Source organism: Dinghuibacter sp., assembly GCF_035492835.1.
GTDB lineage: Bacteria > Bacteroidota > Bacteroidia > Chitinophagales > Chitinophagaceae > Dinghuibacter.
Map to the genome: position 1 here is coordinate 1 of NZ_DATJIY010000014.1, position 25,246 is coordinate 25,246.

The window sequence follows — 25,246 nt, forward strand, 5'->3', positions numbered from 1 at the left end:
GAGCGCTGGTCCCATACGAGGGTCACGCCCTTCTTGTCGACGAGCTTGTTGCCCATGGCGCGCCAGCCCATGACGTCAACAAAGTCGGCGACCTTGATCTTCTGGACGTGCGGATCGGACTTCTTACCGGTCTGGATCAGCACCACAGGGTTTTCGGCCGTGGTAACCAGGGCTACCTCGTTGCCTTCGCCTTCCTTGATGAAGAGGAATTTGTTGTTGATGGTGGTGGTTTCGATCTTGAACCGTTTGACGTTGTATTGGGCCTTTTCGGCGTCTAGATAGACGGCGGTGATGACGGCTTCGGGATTGAACTTGCCGATGAACAGCAGTTTTTCGGGCTCGAATTTTTGCGTGGCTTCCTGGCCGGCGATCTCGTAGTTGCCGTCGTTGTAGACGACGAGCAGCCGGTCTTCGGTGTCAAAGCTGCCCAGGTAGCGACCCTTTTCCTCCAGGCTCAACCGGCCGAAGGTGTCGTCGTACCACAGTTTGCGGGCGGACAGCGTGGACTTCCCGGCGTCTTTGAGCTTGACGCTCTTGACGGCGTATTTGGTGACCTGGTTCCCCATGACGCTCCGGCCCTTGATCTCGAGCTCCTCGAAGAAGAAGTCGAGGTGTTTGTTACGGGCGGGGGAATTGGGGCTGAGCAGGATGGACACGCTTTCGGCTTCGCCGTTCGGGTTGGCGGTGAACCAAAGCACCTTGGATTTGGGATCGCCCTTGGTGAGGTCGTATTCCTTGTCGCGGGTGACGCCGGTGACGTTGAAGCGCTTGGCAAAGGTTACGCCGCTGGCGCCGTCGACGTACATCATGTTGTAGGTCGTCCGCTCGTCGTTCTTCTGGAAAACGGCCACGTGGAGGATGTCCTTGCCGATAAAGACCTTATCGGCGAGCTTTACGACCTTCATCTTCCCCGCCTTGGTAAACACGATGATGTCGTCCAGGTCGGAGCAGTCGGCGACGAACTCGTCCTTTTTCAAACCGGAGCCGACAAAACCGTCGGCGCGGTTGACGTAGAGCTTGGAGTTGGCGATGGCGACCTGTTTGGCCTGGATGGCCTCGAACAGGCGGATTTCGGTTTTGCGCTCGCGTCCCTTGCCGTATTTCTTGAGCAGGTTCTCGTAGTAGGCGACGGCAAAGTCGACGAGGTTGGCGAGGTCGTGCTTGACCTGTTTGATCTCGGCGTTGATGCCCTTCAGCTGCGCGTCGAGCTCGTCGATGTCGAGCTTGTAGATACGGCGGACGGGTTTCTCCGTGAGCTTGAGCACGTCTTCGCGGGTGATGGCGCGTTTGAGCTTTGGCGCGAAGGGGGCGAACGCTTTTTCAATCGCCACGAGCACCTTTTCCCAGGTGTCGTGCCGCTTTTCGAGCTCCTTGTATATTTTTTCTTCAAAGAAGATTTTCTCCAGCGACGTATAGTGCCACTTCTCTTCCAGCTCCCGGAGCTTGATCTCGAGCTCTTTTTTGAGCAGCTCCCTGGTGTTGTCCGCGGAGGCTTTGAGCAGGTCCTGGACGCCCATGAAGCGTGGCTTTTCCTCGACGATCACGCAGGCGTTGGGGCTTATGCTCACCTCGCAGTCGGTAAAAGCATAGAGCGCGTCGGTGGTGATGTCGGGGGAGATGCCGGGGGCGAGCTCCACCTGGATCTCCACCTCGGCCGCGGTGTTGTCGCGGACCTTTTTGATCTTGATCTTTCCCTGGTCGTTGGCCTTGAGGATCGAGTCGATCAGCGCACTGGTAGTAACGCCATAGGGCACGTCCTTGATCAGTAGCGTCTTTTTATCGGATTCCTCGATCCGCGCGCGGACGCGGACCTTGCCGCCGCGTTTGCCTTCGTTGTAATTGGTGACGTCGATCATGCCGCCGGTGGCGAAGTCGGGATAGAGCTCGAACTTGCGACCGCGGAGGTATTTGATCGAGGCCTCGATCAATTCGCAGAAATTGTGCGGCAATATTTTGGTGGACAAGCCTACCGCGATCCCTTCCGCGCCCTGGGCGAGCAGCAGCGGGAACTTCATCGGCAGGGCCACGGGCTCCTGTTTGCGGCCGTCATAGCTGAGCTGCCACGCCGTCGTTTTGCTGTTGAACGCCACCTCCAGGGCGAACTTGCTCAAACGCGCCTCGATATACCGGGAAGCGGCGGCTTCGTCACCCGTGCGTACGTCGCCCCAGTTTCCCTGGGTGTCGATCAGCAGGTCTTTTTGCCCCATATTCACCAGCGCGTCGCCGATGCTGGCGTCGCCGTGCGGGTGGAACTGCATGCTGGAACCGATGATGTTGGCCACCTTGTTGAACCGGCCGTCGTCCAGCTCCTTCATGGCGTGCAGGATGCGGCGCTGTACGGGTTTGAGGCCGTCTTCGATGGCGGGCACGGCCCGTTCGAGGATGACGTAGGAGGCGTAGTCCAGGAACCAGTTCTCATAGAGACCCGAGACTCCTTTGTCTTTGAGGCCTTCTGTAGATTCTATTTTCTCTTCCATTGGGTGTAAATATAGGGTTTATCCCCGCTCGGTTTATCCGAGCTCATCGGGCATCAGCCAATAGGTATCGCCGCGGCCGTCGGTGGCGGAATTCAATTCCAGCATCACGAAATCGGTGACGGCGACGACCTCGTGCCAGACGCCGGCGGGGATGGTGATCTGGGCGGGGCCGGTCACGGGCTCGCTGCCGCGGTCGTCGCCGCGGACGTCCTTCCAGTTGAGCAGGATGTCACCCTTGAGGAGGACAAGGCGCTCCGGGTTTTTACCGGGGCGGATGCCTTCGTGGTAGTGGCGGCCGCTGATGCTGCCGGCGCGGCGGTAGGTGACCATGAACTGGCCGGAGCGGCCAAAGGTGTCAAAGACATAGGTCCCGCCCCGCTCGTCGAGACCAATCTGCTCTATGGGAATAATGTCGATCATACACTGCAAGTTGTACGCGCCGCGGGCACGCTTCGTTGTACGCGCCGCGGGCACGCGTCAGGGTTCATATAACTCCAGCGGTAGCCCGTCGGGGTCCGCAAAAAAGGTAAACCGCTTGCCGGTGTGCTCGTCGATACGGACGGGTTGCACGGCAACGCCTTTGGCGGCCAGCTCGCTCGCGGCGGCGTCGACGTCTTCGACGGCGAACGCCAGGTGGCGCAGACCGCGGGCCTCCGGGTAGGAAGGGCGGGCGGGCGCGGCGGGGAAGGTAAAGAGCTCGATCATGTACTGGCCGTTGAGCGACAGGTCGACCTTGTATGAATCCCGTTCGGCGCGGTAGACTTCGCGGTTGATTTTGAAGCCGAGGATGTCGGTGTAAAAGGCCTTGCTTTGTTCCAGGTGACCGGTGATGATGGCGATATGGTGGATGCCCAGCAACGTCATGGGGCGGGGGGTTGGGGGGCGGGCGCGGGGGCTTCCGCGGTCGCGCCCTCTTCGGTAGTCACGGGGCCTCCGGGCAGCTTGACCTCGACGGCGTTCCAACCCTTGGCCAGGTCGCCGTTGAGCTGCAGCGTACCCGCGGCGATCAGTTCGCGTAAGCGCCAGAAGAGATACGCGTCACCGGTCTTGACCTTCATTTTGCCGAGCGTATTGCCGATGACGCGGTGGACCTTTTGCCACTGGGTAGTGAGCGCCGCCAGCAGGTTCTTATCATAATAGTCGTAGTCGTGGCTCGTGATCTTCTTCCCACCTTCCAGGACGCGGACCCCGGCGTTTTCCATACACAGACGGGCCCATTCGTCGGGGTCGATCTCGAACTCGCTGGGGGTAATGAGGCGCGCCAGCTTTTTGGCCTTGCGGAATTCGGACGGTTGTATCTCGAACAGGTAGACCGGGTAGAAGATGGCGCCCTTTTCGTTGATAAAGGGCAGGTTATTCAGGTACAACACCTGTACCCTGCCCTGGTAGTCCCTGAGCCGGTTCACCAGCCAGAAATAGCCGCACACGTCGTGGGCGTTTTGCGCCATCCATACCCACACTTCCTCGGCGGGATTGTCATCGAGCGTTTGCTTGAGGCGATGGATGGTCATCTGGTCGTCCGACATGCCCTTGGCCTCGTCAAAGTTATACGGCGTGAGCTCCAGGACGGTCTTCCACCAATCGCGGCGCGCCTGCCAGCCGCCGCTGGCGTCGCCCTTGGGCGCGTCCAGGCCCTGCAAGGGGCCCACGGCCAGGTCGTCATATATCTGCAGGATGTCGCCGGTCAACTCCGGATCGAGCGCCATGGCTTGCTGTAAAACGTGTACGTCCGAAGTCTGGAAAACAATATGGATCATTTCGACGGCGCCTCCTCCAGTTCCGCGGCGTCGGATTCCACGCGGAGGTTTTTGATGATGAATTCCTGCCGTTCCATCGAGTTCTTGCCCATGTAATATTCGAGCAGGGTCTGGATGTGGTCGCCGTCTTCGAGGAGCACCGGCTGGACACGCATATCGGTTCCGATAAAACGCCCGAATTCCCCCGGGGAGATTTCACCCAACCCTTTGAAGCGGGTGATCTCGGGTTTGTTACCGAGCTTTTTGATCGCGGCTTGTTTTTCACCCTCGTCGTAGCAGTAAATGGTCTCCTGTTTGTTGCGGACGCGGAACAGCGGCGTCTCCAGGACGGAAACATGTTGTTTTTTCACCAGATCCGGGAAGAACTGCAGGAAAAAGGTCATCATGAGCAAACGGATGTGCATACCGTCGACGTCGGCGTCAGTGGCAATGACGATCCGGTTGTACCGCAGGCCCTCGAGGCCTTCCTCGATGTTGAGGGCGTGCTGCAGCAGGTTGAATTCTTCGTTCTCGTACACCACCTTTTTGGTCAGGCCGTAACAGTTGAGCGGTTTACCGCGCAGCGAAAACACGGCCTGGGTATCCACATCCCTCGATTTGGTGATCGACCCGCTGGCGGAATCACCCTCGGTGATAAAGATGGTGGTTTGTTGCTGTAGCGCGATAAATTCCTCCTTGTTGCGACCGGGCGGCTCCTCGTCCAGGTGGACGCGGCAGTCCCGGAGCTTCTTGTTGTGCAGGTTGGCCTTTTTGGCGCGTTCGTTTGCGAGCTTTTTGATGCCGGCCAGCTCCTTGCGTTCGCGCTCGCTCTGCTCGATCCGTTTCTTCAGCGCGTCGGCCGCCGTCGGATTTTTGTGGAGATAGTCGTCAAGCGCTTTGGCCAGGAAGTCGCCCACAAAGGCCTTCATGCTGGGGCCGCCGTCGAATACGTTGAGCGAACCCAGCTTTGTCTTGGTCTGCGACTCGAAAACGGGCTCCTGGACGCGAACCGATACCGCCGCCACGATGCTCTGGCGGATGTCGGTGACGTCGTAGTCCTTTTTATAAAAGTCCCGGATGGTCTTTACAAACGCTTCGCGAAAAGCCTGTTGGTGCGTCCCGCCCTGGGTAGTATACTGGCCGTTGACGAAGGAGTATATGTCTTCGCCGTAGTCGTTGTTGTGGGTCAGCGCCACCTCGATGTCGTTCCCCTTGAGGTGTATGATCGGGTACCGGATCTCGTCCGGGTTGGTCTTGCGCTGGAGCAGGTCGAGCAAACCGTTCTTGGAAACGTATTTCTTGCCGTTGAAGTTGATGATCAACCCCGCGTTCAGGTAGCAATAGTTCCAGAGCTGGTTGTCCAGGTACTCGTGGACGAAGTGGAAGTTCTTGAAAACGGTTTCGTCCGCGATAAACGTGACCTGCGTGCCGTTGGGCTCGTCAGTTTTGGCTTCCTTATGGTCTTTGGATAACTCACCCCGTTGGAACTCAGCGACTTTTGATTTACCCTCACGGACGCTCTGGACTTTGAAGTAGCTACTGAGGGCATTCACCGCCTTGGTACCAACGCCGTTCAACCCAACCGACTTCTGGAAAGCCTGGCTGTCGTATTTGGCGCCCGTGTTGATCTTTGAAACCACATCGACCACCTTTCCCAGGGGTATACCCCGGCCATAGTCCCTGACAGTCACGACCTTACCATCGATGGACAGGTCGACCTGCTTGCCATACCCCATGGTGTGCTCGTCGATACAATTGTCCAGGACTTCCTTGAGCAGGACGTATATACCGTCGTCCGGGCTGGTGCCATCCCCCAGTTTGCCGATATACATCCCGGGGCGCAGACGGATGTGCTCCCGCCAGTCCAGGGACTTGATCGAGTCTTCCGTGTAATTGAATAGGTCTTTACTTTCTGCCATAGATCACGCTTTTAGGATACGGGCGGCACTCACAAAACCGCTGGGTGCTAAATATTTTAGTAATTACGCTTGGCGCAAATATAATAAATGGCGTTTCCCCGGCCGGATTTTTGTTATTAACACAGGTGAATCTACCTGGTTAGACCGAAAATTCGTTAACAAAAAGTTATGTTGAACGCAACGTATTTGAAAAATTCTACGTACATTCATTAACGGAGACTTAACCAAGGGTCCCCAAATCCAAGTTCCTAGTATAAACTAAAAGAAGAACCCGATGAAAGCTACAAACTCCCTATACGACAACTGTAAGGTCTTCCTCTCGGAAGCGTTCGGCTTTCTTGCCTTGTTGCCTTTAGGCTTGTTAATCAATCGGTTCGTTCCAAATCTTCAAATCCACCAGGTCCCGGTTTCCATCATTTTCGCCTTTTTGGTGGCCCTCGTCATCATCCGGATCATGGTCGACCTGTTCCGTCCGCTGGTCATCCCGGCCGCCGCATTGCTTTTTTCTGTATTGATATACAATCAGTTCTCTGGCGGTTACACCCTGGTGAACGGTATCCACGATTATGGTCACTGGGTAACCGGTAACTGGGACGCCCGCGACCAGAAGAAGCTGGATGGTCTCAACGTCATGCCCGACGTTTGGGGGGACAGCCGGACCGAGCTGGCCGATACCCTCCGCTCCAAGGCCGATTTCAACGACCCCACGGTCCGCAACTTCGCCGTAAAACACTCCCTGGAGAGCTTTGACGGGTCCTTTGACAAGTACCAGATGGTCGCCCGGGAGCTGTCGCTGTTCAAGTATATCAACCACAACTTTAAATACGTCCCCGACCCCAAGGACAACGAATACTACGCTACCCCCCGGGAAACGATACAGAACGGTTTGGGTGGGGACTGTGACGACCATGCCCTGCTGATGGGTTCCTGTATGGAGGCCATCGGCGCCCAGGCGCGGGTGGTGGTTATCAAGGGCCATATGTACCCCGAGCTTTTTGTAGGCGGCAAGGCCGACTTCCAGAAGTTCGAGACCGCCGTCCGCGAGCTTTTCGCCGACCAGCACGTGGACCGGATCTATTATCACGAGCACGCGGGGCAGTACTGGGTAAACCTGGATTATTCGGCTCCGTATCCCGGCGGGCCTTACCTGAATAACGAGGTCTATTTGGTGGCCAACCTTTAAACCTGTCGGCGGCGGGCGTGTCCAACGGTCATGAAGAAACCCTGGATCCTCGCCCTTCTTTTCCTGGCCTCCTGTAGCAGCACAAAAATCACGTCTTCCTGGAGAAACGACCGGGTCCTTCCGGCGCATTACAATAAGATCATGGTTCTCGCCATGGTGCCCGACAACCAGCGGAACATCCGCCGCGCCATGGAGCAAAGCATGGCCGACCAGCTCACCCGTAACGGTTTTCCCGCCGTATCCGCACTGGCGGCCTTCGGACCGAAGGCCTTCGAAGGTATGACCGAACAGGCGTCCCTGGCCAAGGCCAAGGACTTCGGGGCGGACGGTCTCCTGACGATTTCCCAAACCAACCATAGCCGCACCCGCGAATACGTTCCCGGTACCATCTACCCGAGCCCGTGGGGTTGGGGCTGGGGCGGCGGTTATTATAGCCCCGGGTATGTCCGTAACGGGACCCGTTTTGCCTGGGAAACCAATGTGTATGACGTCGCTACCGACAAGGTGTTGTATTCCGTGCAGAGCAAGTCCTTCGATCCGGGCTCCGCGAACGAGCTCGCGGGGTCGTATAGCCGGCAGATCGTGCGGGATATGAAGAAGAAGGCGGTTTTTGTGAAATAGTCAACTTTTTGTTGCGCGCCAATCCCTTAATTTTAAGCATGATGCAAATGGCGCGCTTGGGCGTTGTTCTCTGTATGTGCTGTACCTCCGCGGTCGCGCAACGACCGAAGATCGGCGTCACCCTCAGCGGTGGCGGCGCCAAGGGGCTGGCCCATATAGGCATTCTCAAGGCCATCGACTCGGCCGGGCTGAAGGTGGATGCGATCACCGGGACGAGCATGGGCGCCATTTTTGGGGGGCTGTACGCCGCGGGCTATTCGGCCGACACGCTGGAAAAGATCACCCGGGCCATCGACTGGGGGAACCTGTTGAGTAACCAGACCAACCTCACCAACCTCAAAATGGAGGAAAAGGACGAGTACGGGAAGTACGCGCTGGAATTGCCGTGGTCGAACCACAGCTTCCGGTTGCCGACAGGGCTGTTGGAGGCCGAAGAGCTGTGGTTGAAGTTCAGCGAGTTGTTTTTCCCCGTATACCGGACGAAAGATTTCACGAAGCTGTCCATCCCCTTCAGGTGTATCGCCACCAATATCTCGGACGGCTCGATAGTGGTCCTCGACAAGGGTGAGCTCGTCAAGGCGATCCGGTCGAGCATGGCCATCCCGACGGTGTTCACCGCGGTGAGCATCGATTCGGTGATGCTGGTCGACGGGGGTGTGGTGCGGAACTTCCCGGTCCGGGAGGTGCGCGACCTGGGCGCGAACATCGTGATCGGGAGCAGCGTCGCCAACGGCCTGCTGCCCACCAAAAAGATCAACAACGTCCTCCAGGTGCTGCTGCAGATCGCGTTCTTCAAGGAGGCCGAGGACAATAAGGAGCAACAAAAACTGACGGATGTATATATATTCCATCCTTTGGAGGGTTATTCCGCGACCAGTTTCGGCCGGGCCGGCGACATCGTAGACCAGGGGCTGTCCAGGGGCCGCGATTTCTACCCGGTCATCAAAAGACTCAAGGATTCGCTGGACCGGTTGTACGGTCCGGAACCCGATCCGCTGGACCGCCTGCCCCCCGTCGATTCGGTGCAGATCGACGACGTGAAGATAAAAGGCCTGGTCAAAACGGACTCCACCTTTTTCGTCGACATCCTCGGCTACAAGGGACCGGGGCGATACACCGCCCGCCAGGTCACGCTGATGGCGCGGCGCGTCTATGGCACGCGGTACTATGAAAAGGTCTTCTACTACCTGGAGCCCTGGCCGGACGGCTCGGCGACGCTGGTTTTCGAGGTCTCCGAGAACCCGACCACGGAGGCCAAGCTGGGCCTCAGCTATAACATTTTTTCGGGCGCGGCGCTGGTGGCCAATTTCACGACCCGGAACTATTTTACGCGGCATTCCCGGAGCCTCGTCACCGCGAGTATCGGCCAGACCTTCCGCATCCGGGGACAGCACCTGCAATATTTCGGGTTGCACAACCAAACGGCCATGATCCTGACCGCGCAGTACGAGTCGCCCGAATACAACACCTACACGGACTTTCAAAAAGACGGCCTGTACCGCTATTTCTACACGGTGGGCGACCTGCGTATCCAGCGTTCCGTCAACCGGATCGTCGACCTGGGGCTGGGCACGCGTTTCGAGAACAACGGCTTCCGGCCGCTGCTCCTCTCCCCGCTGGAGGTGCGCGGGACCGACAACTCCTTTACCTCCTACCCTTATTTCCAGCTGAACACCCTGGACCGCTGGGACTACCCCCGATCGGGTTTCAAGATCAACGCCGAATATGACGTGGTCTACGGCCAGTCGCCCGACTTCCAGATCACCGAGAACGGGCTCCCCATCGACGCCGACTCGTTGAACAAGGATGCGTCGGACTACACGCGTTTTCTCCTGGACGCCCAGGAGTACGCCGGTCTGAGCCGGAAGAGCACCCTGCTCTGGCAGGTCCAGGCGGGGATGAACTTCCGGTACCAGGTCAACCGCGTCAACGACTTCATCGTGGGCGGCCTTACGCCCCAGTACCACAACCAGATCACCTTCGCGGGGTTGTCCGAGGGCACGATCAATACCTCGTCCATCGCCACCGCCCTCCTGGGGTACCGGTACGAACTCCTACCCCTCGTCTATGTGACCGCCAAGGAAAACATCGGGATTTACAATTTCCTTAACGTCCGCGACCGTCTGGTCAACCCCGCCTTCCTTTCAGGGTCTTCCCTCTCCCTGGGATACGACAGCCCGATCGGTCCCATAGAGTTCAGCCTGATGTACGGCGACCAAAGCCATATAGTCCTTGGATATGTCAATATCGGCGTAAATTTTTAACTATCTTCCCTTCATGAAACTGCTCATTCTCGTCGCCGCGGGGTTGCCCCTGGCGGTCGCAGCCCAGAAAAAAGATTCGGTTTGGATCATCCCCGCTCAGCCGCAGCCCGGTGGCACGGTAACCATACATGCAACGACCGGACCCACCGGCGGTTTTTATGTGCTCGATAAGAAAAGCCAGGCCGTCGCCCACGACCTGACACTCCAAAAGGACGGGGCCGAATGGACGGCTACGGCGACGCTGCCGGATACCGCCGTTGCGATCGTGGCCAACGTGATGGACGCTGGTGCGAAGGTGCTGGCCGTAACATCGCTCCCGGTCTATGGCACGGACGGGCAGCCCCTCCGTGAAAGTTTCAAGGCAATGACCACCGTCTATAGTCAAACGGGGAACACGCTCTTCGGCATGCCGGAAGACGACGACAAGCTCAAAGCCAGCGCCCACGCATACTGGGCAGGTTTCACCACTCCGCCCACCGCCTTTGGCGAACGGTTGTCGTATTATCTCAGTTATAAAAAAGACACCCCCGCCGCCGTCAAGGTCGTCACTGCCATGCCCCTGGAAAAGAATCTCGTGGAAAACGACTACGCCCAGGCCATCTTCCTGGCAGCAAAGGTTTTTAAAAATAGGGCCCTCAGCGACCTTCTGACCAACCTGGAGCACCAGCAGTTTCCCCTGGGTGATTGGAAGAGGGCGGAATTTTACCACCAGTTGATCGCCGCACATGGTGCTGCCGCCAAAGAACGGATCTTCACCGGCTATATGGCTACCTGTCCGCCGGAGGCTCCGTCCACGTCCATTTTCCGTGGCACGTATACCGACGTGATGATAACGCAGGTCGCCAGCGCGTATGCAAAGGAAGGCGATCTCGACAAGGCCCTACGGTTCATCCCGGCCGGCAACGCCGATACAAAGGCGCAGTCATACAATGAGATCGCCTGGCAGGCCTGCCTCGCCGGTGTTTCCCTGCCGCAGGCAACCGCCCTGTCCAAGGCGTCGCTGGACACCCTGTTATCGCTCGAACACACGGGGGCGGGCAAACCCGACAACCTCACCCAGGTGCAATACGTGCGTAACCTGAAGGCCAGCTATACCATGTACGCCGATACCTACGCTTTTTTGCTGTACAAGACGGGCGATTATAAAAACGCCTTCAAATACGAGGGCATCGCCATGGGCTCCGGCGAACCCGACAAGGAAATCATCGAGCGGTACCACATGATGATGGAGAAGGTCGCCAGGCCGTCAAAAGTACTGGCGTCGCTTTCATCGTACATCGCCAAGGGCGTGACGGACTCCGCGATGAACGCCCAGTACATAAGGCTCCACGGCACAGGCGGCGAAGAAGCGCTGGCGGCCCTCGCCGCCAAGGCCAACGCGAGCAAGCAGGCCGAAATGATCAAGACCATCCTGCACGACCCGGCGTCTGGTTTTGTCCTCCGCGACGTCAGCGGGAACCAGGTTTCCCTGGACAGCTACCGCGGCAAAACCGTCATCCTCGACTTCTGGGCGACCTGGTGCGGTCCGTGCAAGGCGTCCTTCCCCGCGATGCAAAAGGTCGTGGACAAGCACAAGGCGGATGACAACGTCGTGTTGCTCTTTATCGACACCTGGGAAAACAACGTGGACGACAAGGTTAAAAACGCACGGGATTTTATTTCCTCCAACCCTTATACCTTCCACGTCCTGATGGATAACGACAACAAGGTCGTGGAGAATTACAAGGTCACCGGTATCCCGACCAAATTCATCGTCGATCCCAACGGCGTCGTCCGTTTCAAGGTCGTCGGGTTCAACGGCGACACCGACGGGACCGTTCGCGAGCTGGACGAGATGATCCAGCTGGCGGCAAAGCCCTAGGGCTACGTCGCGCCGTTTGTCATGTGGGCGCTAGCCCTTCTGCAGCGACGCTTTTACAAAATCGCTGACAAAATAGGCGATCAGCTTCCCCGTGGTGGAGGAGCGGCGGCCGTCGTCGGTCTGGGTGGCGCCTTCGGCGATGTGCAGGTAGGCGGGTTGCAGGTCGGTGGCGGCCATCCAAAGGTACCCGCGCGCCTGGAGCGGTGTGATCCCGCAGGGCGTCTGGGCGCTGGACAGGACGCCTTCGATGGCGTCGAGGTCGAGCTCGATGCCCGTCAGGCCGATCTTGGTAAAGGTGATCGCGGTCTGGACGGCCTGGTCGAAGGACAGCTGGCCCTTGACAAAGATGTCCTCATAGGTGGTATACTGGATGCGAGTGTTCTGGTACAGGTCATCCATCATGGACTGGCTGTTGTAGTTCTCGTGCAGCCCCACGATCGCATAGCGGTCCAGGAAGTCTTCGTTCATGGCATAACGGAAGGCGTTCCCGCTGTGGCGCCCCTCTTCAATCCGGAAGTCCGCGTGGGCGTCCAGGTTGAGGGCGTTGAGACGGGGCTTGTCCATCCGGCCGTTCTGGCGCCAGCCCTTGGCCGCGCCCTTGATGATCGGGTAAGCGTTGTTGTGACCGCCTCCCACGACCAGCGGTATCTTACCCGCGGCGGTGACGGCCTTGATGACCTCTTCCACTTCCTCGTCCACGACCCCGGCGACGGCGTGGCGGTAGGCCTGCAGACCCTCATCCCGGTTTTTGGCGTTGAGCTCGATGGTTTTGCTGACCTCGCTGAAGTCAAAGGCGCCCAGCAGCATGATCTCTTCGCCGCTCAGGGTATCCGTGCTTTGGATGTTCAGGAAGGCGTCGAGGAAGGCCGGCCACGCGGTCGCAGCGCCCCCTACCCCTCCGTTGGCTTTGATGCCGATGTCTTCGGGGATGCCCAGCAGTACGTATCTGGCCGGCGTGGCCGCCAGGGATTCTTTCCAGTCCGCGGCGGTGTCGGTCCGCAGTTTTTCCCCCAACTTGGTCTCGTAACGTCTGACGCGCGTCCACTGCTGGAGCTGGGCGGCGTGATAGAATTGGAAGTGGCGCATTCCGAAAGGTAGTTAACTTTCCAGAAATTCCCCATTCACCATGACCCGGTCGATACAGTTGGTGCCAAAGGCGTATGGCAGGAAAGCCAGGGAGGGGATCGGGCGCATGAAGATCAGGTTCGCGCGTTTGCCGGGGGTGATGCTGCCGACATCGTGGCCCAGGCCCATGGCATAGGCGCCGTTGAGGGTGGCGGCGTTGATGGCCTCCTGGGGGAGCAGTTTCATTTGTATACAGGCCAGGGATACCACCAGGTTCATGTTGCCGCTGGGGCAGGAGCCGGGGTTGTAGTCGCTGGCCAGGGCGAGGGCGATGTTTGCGTTTATGATGTCCCGGGCGGGTGGATAACCCATACGCAGGAAGAAGGCAGCGCCGGGGAGGGCGGTGGCGATGGTGTCGCTGCTTTTGAGGGCGTCGACTTCTTCTTTGCCCATGGTTTCCAGGTGGTCTACCGACAGCGCGGTGACGGCTATACCGGCCTGGACGCCGCCGGAGCGGTGGAGCTGGTTGGCGTGGATCTTCGGGGTGAGGCCGTGGGCCTGGCCTGCGCGGCAGATTTTTATGGTCTCTTCGGGGGTGAAGAAGCCTTCTTCGCAGAAGACGTCGATGAAGTCGGCCAATTTTTGCCCGGCGATTTGCGGAAGTGCCTGGTCGATGATCAAATCGATATAGCCGTTCCTGTTATCCTTATAGGCGTCTGGGACCGCGTGGGCGCCGAGGAAGGTTGCTTTTACCGGGATGGGCGCGTTTTCCTTCAGGCGCCGGATCACGCGGAGCATCTTCAGCTCGCCTTCCACCGTGAGGCCGTAGCCGGATTTGATTTCTATCGCGCCGGTGCCGAGGCGGATACATTCGTCGAGGCGTTCTTTTGCATTTTCGTACAGCACGTCCTCGGGGGTCTCGCCCAGCAGCCGGGCGGACTTGAGGATACCGCCGCCGCGCGCGGCGATCTCGGCGTAGGTCATGCCTTGCAGCTTGTCCACGAACTCGCCTTCGCGATAGCCGGCGAAGACCAGGTGAGTGTGGGAGTCGCACCAGGCGGGCAGGATGACGGCGCCGTGGGCGTCCAGCCGGCGGTAGGTGTCGGGGAGGTGCGTCGGATGCGCGGTCCCGTAAGCGGCGATGCGCCCATCGTTGATCAGCAGCCACGCGTCAGTCAGCGCCGGCAGCTCTTTGAGCCCCACCCTTTTCAGGACCTGGCTGTGTTCACGGACACCCGCCAGCAAACCGATGTTATGGATCAGGAGGCTATTCATCTTCGTAGATGTCCTTTTGTGCAGCGACCTGGGAGCGGTATTGCTCGAACAGGCGGGACTTGGAGACGAACCCCACGAACCGCCGTTCCTCGTCGATGACGGGCAGATAGGACGCCTTGGTCTCGTCGAAGGCGCGCATCACCTCGGTCATCGGGGTATCGATCGGCAGGATAGCGGCGGGGTCGCGGGTGATGTCCTTCAGCGGGGTCTTGTCGTAGAGCTCCGGGTCGAAGAACATCGGGCGCACGTCCTTGAGCGCGATGACGCCGGTGAGCTGGTGCTTGACGTCGACCACCGCAAAGACCTGTTTGTCCTCGCCACGCTGCACGTGCCGGATCAGGTCTCTTAGCGAGTCTTCCTGGTGCAGCACCTCGTGGTCGCGGTCCGTCAGCTTGGCGAGGCTGAGCGAAGAGAGGATATTGCGCTCCCGGCGGTGGGTGAATATCTGGCCGCCCATGGCGAGCTCCTTGGTCTCCATATAGTAAGGCTCGAAGGTCTTTGCGATGAAATAGGCGATGCTGGACACGATCATCAGCGGGACGATCAGGCCGTAACCGTTGGTGATTTCCGCGATCAGGAAGATGGCGGTCAGCGGGCAGTACATCACGCCGCTCAACAACCCCGCCATGCCTACCAGCGTGAAATTGCCCTCGGGCAGGCGGAGCCAGCCGGTGAGGTTAAACAGCCGGGAGAAAAAGAAGCCCCAGTACGCCCCTACGAATACCGAGGGCGCGAAGTTCCCGCCGTTCCCCCCCGAGCCCACGGTGATCGCGGCGGTAATCGGTTTGAGCAGGAGGATGCAGCCCGTGAAGATCAGCAACAGGGCGTCGGGCTGGATACGCTGGAGCCAGGAAGCGCTCGGGAGGATATGCGTGGGCGTGTCGTTGGCCAGCATTTTGACGCTTTCGTAACCCTCGCCGTAGAGCGGCGCGAAGACAAGGAAGAAGGCCGCCAGCATCAACCCGCCGGTCACGGCCTTGGCGTATGGGTTGGTCTTCCAGTGGTGGAACTGCCCGTCGGTGCCCTTGAACACCTTGGCATAGTACAGGGACAAAAAACCCGCCCCGACGCCCATCAGGACATACATAGGGACGTTGTTGTAGTTAAAGTCCTGCTTGAGCACGAAGTTGAACAGGTCGCCGCCGCCGAGGAAAACTTTTGAGCACAGCGTGCCCATAACCGCGGCGATGATAAGGGGTACGAAATAACTGACGATGGTTTCGGCCAGGAGCACCTCCACCGCGAACATGACGCCCGCGATGGGCGCGTCGTAGACTGCGGCGATACCCGCGGCGGCGCCACAGGCGATCATGAGGGTGCGTTCGGAATAGCTCAGCAGTCCCAGGCGTCCCACCGTGGAGCCCAGGGAAGAGCCCGTCGCGACGATCGGGGATTCCAGACCGGCAGAGCCGCCCGAGCCGACCGTAAGCGCGCTGGTAATGAAGTGTATGTAGTTGTTTCGGGAAGGTATGAACGCGGATTTTTTGGCGATGGACTTCAGGACCATGGCGATCCCCTTGTCGATATGACCCCGGAAAAAACGCTGGATGATCCACGTGGTCAGCACCAGACCGGCGGCGGGACAAAGCAGGAAGAGGTATTCCTTGCCGCTGAAGTGCTGGACGACCCTTTCCACCTGCTGCACCGACCTTTTTAGCAGGACGGCCATGATCCCCGACACCAAACCGGTCAGGGTGGCGGTGATGATGATGTATTGGACCTTGGTGACGTGGGAGCGCAAAAAGTGTACGACCCTTCTTAACAATAAGCGCATGCGCAAAGGTATGGCCGGATCACCAGATCTTCAACCCGTATTGCTCGGCGTTGGCGGCAGCATCCTGATAACCAGCATCCATGTGGCGAAAAATCCCCAATGCAGGGTCGTTGTAAAGGACCCGCCGGAGACATTCCGCGGCCCGGTCGGTGCCATCGGCCAGTACGACCATCCCCGCGTGCTGGGAGTATCCCATCCCTACCCCGCCCCCGTGGTGGAAGGACACCCACGTGGCGCCCCCGGCGGTGTTGCCCATGAGGTTCAGGAGCGCCCAGTCGCTGACGGCGTCGCTGCCGTCGAGCATGCCTTCGGTCTCCCGGTTGGGGCTGGCGACGGAGCCGCAGTCGAGGTGGTCCCGGCCTATGACGATGGGGGCCTTGACTTTTTTGTTCTTTACCAGGTCGTTGAAGATGAGCCCGGCCTTTTCGCGTTCGCCCATGCCGAGCCAGCAGATCCTTGCCGGGAGGCCCTGGAACGCTATTTTGTTCCGGGCGTTTATCAGCCAGTTGTGTAAATGCTCGTTGTCCGGGAAGGCCTCCATCAGCGCCCGGTCGGTGGTGTAGATGTCCTCCGGGTCGCCGCTGAGGGCCACCCAGCGGAAGGGGCCCTTGCCCTCGCAGAAAAGCGGGCGGATATAAGCGGGGACGAAGCCGGGGAAGTCGAAGGCGTTTTTGACGCCGCCTTCCTGGGCGTAGGCTCTTATATTGTTACCGTAGTCGAAAGTAATGGCGCCTCTTTTTTGGAGGTCCAGCATTTTTTGGACGTGTCTCGCCATGGATGCGATCGCGCGCTTTTGGTATTCGCCGGGGTTGTTCGCTCTCAGCGTTGCAGCTTCGGTTAGGGTTAGCCCGTTAGGGATGTAGCCGTTCAGCGGGTCGTGGGCGGATGTCTGGTCGGTAAGGACGTCGGGGGTGATGTTGTCGTCTAGCAGCTTTTGTAATACGTCGCCCGCGTCGCCCACGAGGCCCACGGAGAGAGGGGTCCCGGATGCCTTCGCGTCCAGGACCCACTCCAGGGCTTCGCTATAGTTCGTAGTCATGCGATCGATGTACTTTGTATCCAGGCGTTTTTGGATGCGGGCGGGGTCGATGTCGACGCCCAGGAAGGCGGCGCCGTTGAGGGTCGCGGCCAGGGGTTGGGCGCCGCCCATACCGCCGAGTCCGGCGGTTACGACGAGTTTGTTCTTCAGGGTTCCGTTGAAATGTTTTTTGCCGCAGGCCGCAAACGTCTCGTACGTGCCTTGCAGGATGCCCTGGGTGCCGATGTATATCCAGGAACCGGCGGTCATCTGGCCGTACATCATGAGGCCGCGCTCTTTTAACGCGTTGAAGTGTTCCCAGGTCGCCCAGTGCGGGACCAGGTTGCTGTTGGCGATGAGGACGCGGGGGGCGCTTTCGTGGGTCCGTACGATGCCTACGGGTTTGCCGCTTTGGACGAGGAGGCTGTGGTCCTCGTCGAGGTTCAGCAGGAGCTCGACGATCTTCTTTAACGCGGTCGTGTCGCGCGCGGCCTGGCCGATGCCGCCGTAGACCACGAGCTCGGCGGGGTTTTCGGCGACGTGCCCGTCGAGGTTGTTGAGGAGCATCCTCAAGGGCGCTTCGGTCTGCCAGCTTTTGGCGTGCAGGGTGGTTCCGCGCGGGGCTTCATAGTGCGGGTGTTTGGCGTAGCGTTCGAGGAAGGCTTCGGCCTTTGTTTGTGTGGCGGTGCTCATGCGGTTGCGGTGTATGGTGAATGTCTCTTGCCTTCTTTTTTCGCCGCTGGTCCGCGCAGGAACGCTATCGCGGCGGTCATGTCGTCGTGGAGTACGCGGTCGGCCTCGTTGAAGGGGACCTTTTCGCGGAATTCCTCATGCAATGCCTCGAGCATCTCGCTGGTGCGCGCCGGCCGGCGGAACTCGAGCGCCTGGGCCGCGCTCATCAGCTCGATGGCGAGGACCTTTTCGACGTTTTCGAGCACGCGCAGACACTTGGTCGCGGCGTTGGCGCCCATGCTGACGTGGTCTTCCTGTCCGTTAGAGGAGGTGATAGAATCGACGGAGGCGGGGGTGCAGAGCTGTTTGTTCTCGCTGACGATACCCGCGGCCGTATATTGCGGGATCATAAAACCGGAGTGCAACCCGGGGTCCTTGACCAGGAAGAGGGGCAGACCGCGCTGACCGCTCAACAGCTGGAAAACGCGTCTTTCGCTGATGCTGCCGATTTCCGCCAGGGATATCGCCAGGTAATCCAGCGCCATGGCCAGCGGCTGGCCGTGGAAATTGCCCCCGCTCAGGATCAGGTCCTCGTCGGGGAATATGTTCGGGTTATCGGTTACGGAGTTGATTTCCGTCAGGAAGACGTCTTTTACGTGCTCGAAGACGCCTTTGGTGGCGCCGTGGACCTGGGGGATACAACGGAAGGAATACGGGTCCTGGACCTGGGATTTCTTTTTGCCCGCGATTGCGCTGCCGTCCAGGAAGTCCCGCAGCGTCGCGGCGGTGTCTATTTGCCCCTTGTGCGGCCGGATCTCATGGATCCTTGCGTTTAGCGGCTCGGGGCTGCAGTCGAAGGCGTCCCAGCTCATGGCGGCGATCTTGTCGGCCCAGGCCAGTAAATCGTAGGCCCTGGTCAATATGTACATGCCGTAGGCGGTCATGAACTGGGTGCCGTTGATGAGGGCGAGGCCTTCTTTGCTTCTTAATTTGATGGGTTCCCAGGCCAGGTCATTTGTTTTTCGCTTCTCCCCGTCTACGGTCACCTCCCCCAGCCCGATGAGTGGCAGACAAAGGTGGCTCAATGGCGCCAGGTCGCCGCTGGCGCCCAGCGAACCCTGGGTATACACCACCGGGAGCACATCCTGGTTGTAGAAGTCCAGGAGCCGTTTTACCGTATCGATCTGGACGCCGGAATGCCCGTAGCTGAGCGACTTGATCTTGAAGACCAGCATCAGCCGGACGATCTCCTCCGGCACGGGCGAACCCAGCCCGCAGGCGTGAGACTTCAGCAGGTTGTATTGGAGCTCCTGCGTCTGAGAGTCGTCGATTTTTATGTTCTGAAGAAAACCGAAACCTGTATTGATACCGTAGTACAACCTGCCCCCGTTCAGCCCATCCAGGTACTCGCGGCATTTTAGTATCCGTTCGTGCGCCCCAAAGGTGATCGAGATGCGTTGACCGTATTCCAGCAACCAGCGCACCTGGTCAAAACCAAGCCATCCTTCGTCCAGGGGGAGATAATTATAGCTCATCCGTTGCAAGGTACGGGGTTTGTATTAATGCCGTTTTATACTATTTTTGACTTCTACTGATAACTTTTAGGCATCAATGAACCTCCAGCGTCTCGCCTATTTCCGCGCCGTCGCGACCGAGCTGCACTTCAAACGCGCGGCGGCGTCGCTCTTTATCGCGCAGCCGGCCCTCAGCCGCCAGATCAAGGCGCTTGAGGACGAGCTGGGCGTGCTGCTGCTGGAGCGCGACCGCCGCAATGTGGCGCTGACGCCCGCGGGGGCGTATCTGCTGTCGGCGGTGGGCCCGCTGTTGAATTCCCTGGAAGATATTGCGCATCGCGTCCGCCTGGTCGCCGAAGGGCTCGAGGGCGAGCTTCGGATCGGGTATACGGGGTCGTGCGTAAATACGGTCCTGCCCCGGGTTCTGCCGGCGCTGCACAGGGAGTACCCGCGTATTCAAACGTATTTATCCGAGATGACCTCGGCGGTGCAGCTGTCGGCGTTGCACGAGGGCGCCCTGGACATCGGCATCCTGCGGAATCCGGCGGCGCATCCGTTACTCGGGACGCTTTTAGTATGGCGCGAGCCGTTCTACCTGGTGGTACCGTTGTCGCATAAGCTGACCGTGCGCACGTTCCGGTCTTTGACACAGGTCGCGTCCGAGCAGTTCATTTTGCCGCCCCGTCACGACGGGGAGCTATACCACGAGCACATTCTGGCCGTCTGCACCGAGGCCGGCGTCCAGCCGCACGTGGCGCACGAATCGACGCACGGGCACACGATCGTGAAGCTCGTGGAGAGCGGGTTGGGGATTTCCATTCTGCCGGAGACGTTTCTCCGGTTGTATAAGCATACGGTGAAATTCCTGCCGCTACGGCATACGTCGCGGCAGGCGGAGCTGACCGCTGTCTGGCTGCGGAGCAACCGCAATGCGGCGCTGGAGAAGATGGTGACGCTGCTGCGCGCGAATGGTACGGGCGGGGCATGAAAAAAGAGGGCTATTCGCCCTCTTCTTTATCTGTGTCGCTGTTGCTCAATTGATCGTACATCCGCAGAATGTCCATAAAGTTCACCGGTTCCACTTTTTCGATCTCGGATTTCATCTGGTTATAGATGACCTCGACATAAAAATCATAGATGGTGAAGATACGGACCTCTGTGCTGCCAAAAGTGCGCTCAAACTCGAGCTGCCCAAACTCCTTGAGCATCTCTACCTTCGACTTCAGGTTGAATTGACAATATTCTCCTTTGGTTATCTTCATGATAGTTCATGGAATTACCGATAGGGGGTATTCTTTTCAGCGTGGTTGGCATTGTGAAGTGTTTGAGGTTATAACTGCGGCAGGTGTATGATTCCATAAGGTTTTACGCCTATGACTGGCGGGCGTAAAGAACGGTATTTTCCTTGAGACTTGCCAGTACTTCCATGTTAAATGTATCCCGGCTGTGGATATAGGCGTAAGCCTGAACAGGCTCGGCGCCCACTTTCCTCTTTTCCGTTGCGGCGGCAAAGCCCAGACATACCTTCTTTTTACCAAGGTCCTTGGCCCGGAGTACGAGCTGGTAAAGCGCCTGGCGGTAGATCTTGTAGTCCTTGTTGTGGGTATAGTCCAATCCGATGACCATCGGGGAATAGATATTCCCGCCCTTGTAGTTGATCACCATACAAACCGGCCGGTCGTCCTCCCCGAAACCGGGTTTGAGCGACAGGGTCAATACTTCCCAGTCAGGGTTATCGAATATCCGGGCAAACCACTTCTTCGGCAGATCGAACGTGTTCAGCTCGAGACTATGTGTCTTGACATGCTGGTAAAGGCCGTACCATTGGTCGATGACGGCGTCCCCAGGGTATTCGGTGACGACAGTCACGTCGAACTTCGATTCGTGCTTGCGGACGTCTTCCCTGTAGTGCTGGCGGGACCGCTGTGACAGGGAGTTGTAGTAACCATCTTTGCCTTCCCAGCTGAGATCGGCTACAATGCTGGTTTCGGGCATGGCGATGCGGACAAAGCCATTGTCCACCATAAGGGTGTCCAGCTCCTGGTCGATGGAATGGAAATCACGGATGACGACATTCCCCGCCTTGTGCTGTTCCTGGACGGCGTAGGCTTTTTCAATAAACATCAGCAGGGCCTCTTTCCAATAGGGGGAGGTCTTGTCGACGAACAGGTGCTCGCCTTCGGTCAATAAGGAACCGACGGCGGTCACGGTTGAGGTAAGGTAGTAGGGGTCTTTCTGGCGAAGGGTCTCCACATGCCGTGAAACGGCGGCGGGGGACAACATGTCGTCCTTCCAAAGACCGGTGGTCAGGAAGGAGCCGACAACCGGCTTACCGGTCTGGTCCCGGACGATGACGTAGTCGAAGATCCAGTTGTTAGCGGCCAGGTCATTGTGGGTAAAGGACGTTTCCAGGGTATGCATCCCCGCCCAGTCGAAGGTACCCCGGTCGGTCATCATCGCGTCCCATTCGGCGCGGTCGACCTCGGCGATGGCGCGATAGTGACTGAGGGAGAGGGACAGGCTTTGCGCCAGCATGGTGTCCACGCTCTTGTCGAGCTCGGCTTCTTCCGGCATTTGCATCTTGAAGGCCTTGTAGATTTCGGCCAGCGTGATGCCCTCTTCCTTCATGGCCTTGGGGAGCTCCCTGGCCATGATGGCGATCATTTCCTCGATCTGTGCAAAGCTGTGCAGCCTGGTGATGGTGAAGCGGACGCCGGCTTGTTTCATGGGGACGGTGGGGAATATGCCCAGGTTCACGTAGAACCCGCAATCGAGCATCCTGGCCACCATGTTGTACGCCAGCTTGGGCAGGCTTACCCCCACGAAGAAAACTGCGCCCTCCGGTTGCGAAACCGCCGGCAGCTTGTACTTTTTCAACATGAGGTTGGTGAACCTGATCCGCTCGTGCAAGTCGGCCTGGAGACTGTAGATCTCGTCGGTCAGGTGAATCCGGGCGCAGGCGAGGGCCGCCCCCAGCACCGCGGGCTGCATCGGGCCGGAAGACAGCAGGGGCGCCCCGCAGTTCCGGACTTTTTGCATCTGGTCCGTGTCGGGGTATACCATAACGGCGCCCCCCGTGGCAAAGGCCTTGGCCAATGACGTGGCCATGATGAGCTTGGGATGCATGACCCGGTCCCGCAGGACGAATCCGCGGCCATGTTTGCCGTGTACGCTCATCCCGTGGGCGTCGTCCAGGTAAGCGTGCAATTCGGGATAACGGTCCATCAGGGCATAGAGGTCGTCCACAGGGCAGTTGTCCCCGAACATCGAATAGACCCCGTCGGCCATAAACCAAATCTTACGGTATTTGCTCCGCAGTTCCTTTACCTTGTCCTCCACCTGGTCTATGCGGTTGTGACGCACCAGCTCGGTGTACACGCCCCGCGCCTTGAGCGGCGTGACGGCGGACTGCACCGAGTTGTGCAATTGGTGGTCCATGATGATGGCGTCCTCATCCTGGACGAGTACGGGCAGGTTGGAGAGGTGTCCGAGCGTGGTCGTCGGTACGATGACGATCGGCTGCCCGAATATTTGCAAAAAGGCTTCTTCCAGGTCCTGATACAGTTTCAGGGATACATAGGCGCGGGACGCTGAAAACTGGGTGCCATACCGGTCGATGGCTTCTTTGGCGCCGTCCTTGAGGCGCTCATCGAATTCTAAACCCAAATAGCTGCACGAGCCGAAGTTGACAACTCTTTTGCCATGGAGCACCATGTAGTTGCCGCTAAAGGAATGCTCTTCGTTGTACAAATGCAAGATGTCTTTCTGTACCCCGTGCGTAATGATCTGGTCGATGGTTTCGTAGAATGAAGCACTCTTTCCCATATTCAATAAGGTTTAGGACGGTAACCTATCCTTTTATAAAACGCAAGACAACGTATAAAACACTGATTTTTAAAATTTTGATATAGTAATTTTTCCTACGTATTTATACGTAGAAAGCAGACTGGAAGCGCACTCCCGGGGGAGACTGCGCAACATCCGGTTAAAATGGTATTTTTGAAACAAACTGGCAGGCGCGATTTGGACAAGCGTATCCACAAAATCAACAAGCTTTTAACCGACTATTCCCTGGGTAAGTTTGACAGACGCCTGGAGCTGTCCGAAAACCTGGATGACATAGACGCGTTTATCAACGGCGTGAACATGTTGGGGGAGGAGCTGAAGGATTCCACGATCCGGAAGAACTACTTCATCAACATCCTCAACTCGGTTTCCGATATAGTGATGGTACTCAACCGGGCCGGCCGGGTCGAAGAGATCAACCGGGCGGGTTGCGAGCAATTGGGGTGCTCCCGGGAAGAGGCCCTCGGCAAAAGCCTGGACGAGTGGCAGGAGGCCGGACGGAGCTCGCTTTTTGCGCGTATCCTGCAACGACTGCGGGCCGGCGCGCCCTCCGTGCACGAGGACGGGGTCTTTATCGCCGGCCAACAGCGGAAAATGCCGGTGCACATCTACGCCTGCTATCTCATGGACGATATGCGCAAAAACAGCAGCATCCTCGTGACGGCCAAGGATATAACACTCCAGATCCAGTCGGAAAATTTACTCCTTAGGGCTATAATCGATACCCAGGAACAGGAACGCCAACGACTTGCGGCGGACCTGCATGACAGTCTGGGTCAACAAATTTCCGCTATAAAGTTCTATATCTCCGCCGCCGCGGACACAAGTGAAGACCGCCATAATAGGGACATCCTGGTAAAAAGTAAGGACGCCCTTATGAAAGTACAGGCGGAGATGCGCAATATTTGTTTTAATTTAATGCCGAAAACCCTTGAAGAGTTCGGATTATTAAAGGCTATAGAGGAATTATGTAAGCAGCCGATATACGCAGGCCGGGTAAGGTTCGAGATCGATTGTCCGGACGACTTCCCCTCCCTGCCCCAGCAGGTGGAGATCGACATCTTCCGGGTGATCCAGGAGTTTATCGCCAACGCCCTTACGCACGGGAAGGCTGAAAAGATATGGATGCGGTTCCAGCACAACCGGAACCAGATACGGATCGTGCTCAGGGACAACGGCCACGGTTTTATACTCCCGGACGGTATGGCATCCCCCGGCAGGGGTTTGTACAACGTACAGTCCAGGATCAAGTCGCATAGCGGAGAAGTAAAGATCAAAAGCGCCCCGGGGAGCGGGGCGGAGTACCAGTTGACATTGCCCATTAAACACTAATACCTGCAGTTCCTATGACGCTAGACAATGAAGTAGCAGTCCACCTTATCAACCTGCTGATCGTGGATGATCACCAGATGGTCAGGGATGGGATCAAGGTCATGTTGCAATCGAAAAAAGACGTGTTCCAGTTCATCATCGACGAGGCAGAGAATGGTGAGGAAGCGATCAAGAAGGTATTGCGCAAACCCTATGACGTCATCCTGATAGACTACCAGATGCCCGACCAGAGCGGCGCCCAGGTCGCGGAAGCGATATTGAGGACCCAACCCCGGACAAAGATCCTCGCCCTGTCGAACTACGACGAGCTCGCCTATGTCGATAAGATGATCGCCTCCGGCGCCCGCGGATACGTGCTCAAGAACATCGAGCCGACCCAGCTGCTCACCGCCATCAAGACCATCCTGGAAAACAAAACCTATTACTCCAACGAGGTATCCTCCAAACTGCTAGATGCCAAGAACCGGAATGCGGTCGACCACATCCTCGAGACACATGGTCTGACCAAACGGGAGCTGGAAGTCCTCCAGATGATCGCCGCGGAAATGACCAACGAGGAAATCGCGGAGAAGCTGTTCGTGGGAAAGCGGACGGTGGATACGCACCGGCAGAACCTGCTCAACAAGCTGCACGCGAGGAATACGGTGGGGCTTATCAAGGCGGCGTATAAGCTGGAGCTGGTGAAATAG

19 protein-coding genes are annotated in these 25,246 nt (G+C 58.2%); 7 read left to right on the plus strand and 12 right to left on the minus strand.

Features of this window, described 5'->3' with window-relative positions:
* From VL547_RS01290 to VL547_RS01310, 5 genes are all read right to left on the minus strand, one after another.
* On the minus strand, window positions 1–2,477 hold a 2,477-nt coding region (locus VL547_RS01290; protein WP_325574335.1), incomplete at its 3' end, for a DNA gyrase/topoisomerase IV subunit A.
* A gap of 33 nt (window positions 2,478–2,510) precedes the next feature.
* Window positions 2,511–2,897, minus strand: a complete 387-nt coding sequence (locus VL547_RS01295; RefSeq protein WP_325574337.1) for a hypothetical protein — start codon at window positions 2,895–2,897, stop codon at window positions 2,511–2,513.
* Between the two features lie 57 nt (window positions 2,898–2,954).
* Window positions 2,955–3,341, minus strand: a complete 387-nt coding sequence (locus tag VL547_RS01300; RefSeq protein ID WP_325574339.1) for a VOC family protein — start codon at window positions 3,339–3,341, stop codon at window positions 2,955–2,957.
* Window positions 3,338–4,234 (minus strand): DUF1835 domain-containing protein, encoded by an 897-nt coding sequence (locus VL547_RS01305; RefSeq protein WP_325574341.1) that lies wholly within the window; start codon window positions 4,232–4,234, stop codon window positions 3,338–3,340. Before VL547_RS01305 ends, VL547_RS01300 begins: the two co-directional genes overlap by 4 nt.
* Window positions 4,231–6,132 (minus strand): DNA topoisomerase IV subunit B, encoded by a 1,902-nt coding sequence (locus tag VL547_RS01310; RefSeq protein ID WP_325574343.1) that lies wholly within the window; start codon window positions 6,130–6,132, stop codon window positions 4,231–4,233. Before VL547_RS01310 ends, VL547_RS01305 begins: the two co-directional genes overlap by 4 nt.
* Before the next feature lie 274 nt (window positions 6,133–6,406).
* On the opposite strand from VL547_RS01310, the gene VL547_RS01315 reads away from it, so the two are divergent.
* The 4 genes from VL547_RS01315 to VL547_RS01330 are packed head-to-tail and all read left to right on the plus strand — an operon-like array spanning window position 6,407 to window position 12,061.
* Window positions 6,407–7,315, plus strand: coding sequence for a transglutaminase family protein (locus VL547_RS01315; RefSeq protein WP_325574345.1), 909 nt, complete (start codon window positions 6,407–6,409; stop codon window positions 7,313–7,315).
* A 30-nt stretch (window positions 7,316–7,345) separates the two neighbouring features.
* Complete coding sequence (locus tag VL547_RS01320) at window positions 7,346–7,936, plus strand: hypothetical protein (RefSeq protein WP_325574348.1); 591 nt, start codon at window positions 7,346–7,348, stop codon at window positions 7,934–7,936.
* Between the two features lie 38 nt (window positions 7,937–7,974).
* Window positions 7,975–10,200, plus strand: a complete 2,226-nt coding sequence (locus tag VL547_RS01325; RefSeq protein ID WP_325574350.1) for a patatin-like phospholipase family protein — start codon at window positions 7,975–7,977, stop codon at window positions 10,198–10,200.
* A 13-nt stretch (window positions 10,201–10,213) separates the two neighbouring features.
* Entirely contained in the window at window positions 10,214–12,061 is a 1,848-nt protein-coding gene (locus VL547_RS01330) for a TlpA disulfide reductase family protein (protein WP_325574352.1), read from the plus strand.
* 30 nt (window positions 12,062–12,091) lie between these two features.
* On the opposite strand, the gene VL547_RS01335 is transcribed toward VL547_RS01330, so the two are convergent.
* From VL547_RS01335 to hutH, 5 genes are read right to left on the minus strand one after another with little or no spacing between them, the layout of a single operon-like run.
* The gene (locus VL547_RS01335; RefSeq protein WP_325574354.1) at window positions 12,092–13,147 is read right to left on the minus strand and encodes a formimidoylglutamase; all 1,056 of its coding nucleotides are present in this window, start codon (window positions 13,145–13,147) and stop codon (window positions 12,092–12,094) included.
* 12 nt (window positions 13,148–13,159) lie between these two features.
* Window positions 13,160–14,401, minus strand: a complete 1,242-nt coding sequence (hutI, locus tag VL547_RS01340; protein WP_325574357.1) for an imidazolonepropionase — start codon at window positions 14,399–14,401, stop codon at window positions 13,160–13,162.
* On the minus strand, window positions 14,394–16,175 hold the full coding sequence (locus VL547_RS01345) for a chloride channel protein (protein WP_325574358.1): 1,782 nt from the start codon (window positions 16,173–16,175) through the stop codon (window positions 14,394–14,396). The genes hutI and VL547_RS01345 overlap by 8 nt, the downstream gene beginning before the upstream one ends.
* Before the next feature lie 19 nt (window positions 16,176–16,194).
* Window positions 16,195–17,886, minus strand: coding sequence for a urocanate hydratase (gene hutU, locus VL547_RS01350; RefSeq protein ID WP_325574360.1), 1,692 nt, complete (start codon window positions 17,884–17,886; stop codon window positions 16,195–16,197).
* Entirely contained in the window at window positions 17,883–19,400 is a 1,518-nt protein-coding gene (hutH, locus tag VL547_RS01355; RefSeq protein ID WP_325574362.1) for a histidine ammonia-lyase, read from the minus strand. Before hutH ends, hutU begins: the two co-directional genes overlap by 4 nt.
* Before the next feature lie 76 nt (window positions 19,401–19,476).
* Between hutH and VL547_RS01360 the strand changes: the two genes are divergently transcribed.
* Window positions 19,477–20,367, plus strand: a complete 891-nt coding sequence (locus VL547_RS01360) for a LysR substrate-binding domain-containing protein (protein ID WP_325574364.1) — start codon at window positions 19,477–19,479, stop codon at window positions 20,365–20,367.
* A gap of 10 nt (window positions 20,368–20,377) precedes the next feature.
* On the opposite strand, the gene VL547_RS01365 is transcribed toward VL547_RS01360, so the two are convergent.
* Window positions 20,378–20,641 (minus strand): hypothetical protein, encoded by a 264-nt coding sequence (locus VL547_RS01365; protein WP_325574366.1) that lies wholly within the window; start codon window positions 20,639–20,641, stop codon window positions 20,378–20,380.
* 109 nt (window positions 20,642–20,750) lie between these two features.
* Complete coding sequence (locus tag VL547_RS01370; RefSeq protein WP_325574369.1) at window positions 20,751–23,204, minus strand: aminotransferase class I/II-fold pyridoxal phosphate-dependent enzyme; 2,454 nt, start codon at window positions 23,202–23,204, stop codon at window positions 20,751–20,753.
* 198 nt (window positions 23,205–23,402) lie between these two features.
* On the opposite strand from VL547_RS01370, the gene VL547_RS01375 reads away from it, so the two are divergent.
* Together VL547_RS01375 and VL547_RS01380 are read left to right on the plus strand one after the other, a co-directional pair.
* The gene (locus VL547_RS01375) at window positions 23,403–24,557 is read left to right on the plus strand and encodes an ATP-binding protein (RefSeq protein ID WP_325574371.1); all 1,155 of its coding nucleotides are present in this window, start codon (window positions 23,403–23,405) and stop codon (window positions 24,555–24,557) included.
* Between the two features lie 14 nt (window positions 24,558–24,571).
* On the plus strand, window positions 24,572–25,246 hold the full coding sequence (locus tag VL547_RS01380; RefSeq protein WP_325574373.1) for a response regulator transcription factor: 675 nt from the start codon (window positions 24,572–24,574) through the stop codon (window positions 25,244–25,246).

Excerpts from the sequence above, each read along its gene's own strand:
- hutI (WP_325574357.1), bottom strand. The coding sequence starts at position 14,401 with ATGAATAGCCTCCTGATCCATAACATCGGTTTGCTGGCGGGTGTCCGT.
- VL547_RS01365 (WP_325574366.1), bottom strand. The coding sequence starts at position 20,641 with ATGAAGATAACCAAAGGAGAATATTGTCAATTCAACCTGAAGTCGAAG.
- VL547_RS01295 (WP_325574337.1), bottom strand. The coding sequence starts at position 2,897 with ATGATCGACATTATTCCCATAGAGCAGATTGGTCTCGACGAGCGGGGC.
- VL547_RS01345 (WP_325574358.1), bottom strand. The coding sequence starts at position 16,175 with ATGCGCTTATTGTTAAGAAGGGTCGTACACTTTTTGCGCTCCCACGTC.
- VL547_RS01370 (WP_325574369.1), bottom strand. The coding sequence starts at position 23,204 with ATGGGAAAGAGTGCTTCATTCTACGAAACCATCGACCAGATCATTACG.
- VL547_RS01320 (WP_325574348.1), top strand. The coding sequence starts at position 7,346 with ATGAAGAAACCCTGGATCCTCGCCCTTCTTTTCCTGGCCTCCTGTAGC.
- VL547_RS01335 (WP_325574354.1), bottom strand. The coding sequence starts at position 13,147 with ATGCGCCACTTCCAATTCTATCACGCCGCCCAGCTCCAGCAGTGGACG.
- hutU (WP_325574360.1), bottom strand. The coding sequence starts at position 17,886 with ATGAGCACCGCCACACAAACAAAGGCCGAAGCCTTCCTCGAACGCTAC.
- VL547_RS01310 (WP_325574343.1), bottom strand. The coding sequence starts at position 6,132 with ATGGCAGAAAGTAAAGACCTATTCAATTACACGGAAGACTCGATCAAG.
- VL547_RS01360 (WP_325574364.1), top strand. The coding sequence starts at position 19,477 with ATGAACCTCCAGCGTCTCGCCTATTTCCGCGCCGTCGCGACCGAGCTG.
- VL547_RS01305 (WP_325574341.1), bottom strand. The coding sequence starts at position 4,234 with ATGATCCATATTGTTTTCCAGACTTCGGACGTACACGTTTTACAGCAA.
- VL547_RS01315 (WP_325574345.1), top strand. The coding sequence starts at position 6,407 with ATGAAAGCTACAAACTCCCTATACGACAACTGTAAGGTCTTCCTCTCG.
- VL547_RS01325 (WP_325574350.1), top strand. The coding sequence starts at position 7,975 with ATGATGCAAATGGCGCGCTTGGGCGTTGTTCTCTGTATGTGCTGTACC.
- VL547_RS01330 (WP_325574352.1), top strand. The coding sequence starts at position 10,214 with ATGAAACTGCTCATTCTCGTCGCCGCGGGGTTGCCCCTGGCGGTCGCA.
- hutH (WP_325574362.1), bottom strand. The coding sequence starts at position 19,400 with ATGAGCTATAATTATCTCCCCCTGGACGAAGGATGGCTTGGTTTTGAC.
- VL547_RS01300 (WP_325574339.1), bottom strand. The coding sequence starts at position 3,341 with ATGACGTTGCTGGGCATCCACCATATCGCCATCATCACCGGTCACCTG.
- VL547_RS01380 (WP_325574373.1), top strand. The coding sequence starts at position 24,572 with ATGACGCTAGACAATGAAGTAGCAGTCCACCTTATCAACCTGCTGATC.